1 rRNA gene is annotated in these 1269 nt (G+C 54.1%); it reads right to left on the reverse strand.

From position 1 onward, the window contains the following. Positions 1-1269 (reverse strand): 23S ribosomal RNA (locus BLU64_RS16920); the annotation flags it as partial.

Here is a 1269-nt window from a genome sequence, read left to right on the forward strand (position 1 = left end):
GGGGCAAGTTTCCCGCTTAGATGCTTTCAGCGGTTATCTCTTCCGCACTTAGCTACCGGGCAATGCCATTGGCATGACAACCCGAACACCAGTGGTGCGTTCACTCCGGTCCTCTCGTACTAGGAGCAACCCCCCTCAATCTTCCAACGCCCACGGCAGATAGGGACCGAACTGTCTCACGACGTTCTAAACCCAGCTCGCGTACCACTTTAAACGGCGAACAGCCGTACCCTTGGGACCTACTTCAGCCCCAGGATGTGATGAGCCGACATCGAGGTGCCAAACACCGCCGTCGATATGAACTCTTGGGCGGTATCAGCCTGTTATCCCCGGAGTACCTTTTATCCGTTGAGCGATGGCCCTTCCATTCAGAACCACCGGATCACTAAGACCTGCTTTCGCACCTGCTCGAGCCGTCACTCTCGCAGTCAAGCTAGCTTATGCCTTTGCACTAACCTCCTGATGTCCGACCAGGATTAGCTAACCTTCGTGCTCCTCCGTTACTCTTTGGGAGGAGACCGCCCCAGTCAAACTACCCACCAGACACTGTCCGCAACCCCGGTCAGGGGCCCACGTTAGAACATCAAACATTAAAGGGTGGTATTTCAAGGTTGGCTCCATGCAGACTGGCGTCCACACTTCAAAGCCTCCCACCTATCCTACACATCAAGGCTCAAGGTTCAGTGTCAAGCTATAGTAAAGGTTCACGGGGTCTTTCCGTCTTGCCGCGGGTACACTGCATCTTCACAGCGAGTTCAATTTCACTGAGTCTCGGGTGGAGACAGCCTGGCCATCATTACGCCATTCGTGCAGGTCGGAACTTACCCGACAAGGAATTTCGCTACCTTAGGACCGTTATAGTTACGGCCGCCGTTTACCGGGGCTTCGATCAAGAGCTTCGCCTTGCGGCTGACCCCATCAATTAACCTTCCGGCACCGGGCAGGCGTCACACCGTATACGTCCACTTTCGTGTTTGCACAGTGCTGTGTTTTTATTAAACAGTTGCAGCCAGCTGGTATCTGCGACTGGTATCAGCTCCGGGAGCAAGTCCCTTCACCAACGCCAGCGTGCCTTCTCCCGAAGTTACGGCACCATTTTGCCTAGTTCCTTCACCCGAGTTCTCTCAAGCGCCTTGGTATTCTCTACCTGACCACCTGTGTCGGTTTGGGGTACGATTTCGTGTTACCTGGAGCTTAGAGGCTTTTCCTGGAAGCTTGGCATCGGTCACTTCATCACCGTAGTGACTCGTCATCACGCCTCAGTGTTAA

The sequence above is a fragment of the Lonsdalea quercina genome, from assembly GCF_900107885.1.
GTDB classification, from domain to species: domain Bacteria; phylum Pseudomonadota; class Gammaproteobacteria; order Enterobacterales; family Enterobacteriaceae; genus Lonsdalea; species Lonsdalea quercina.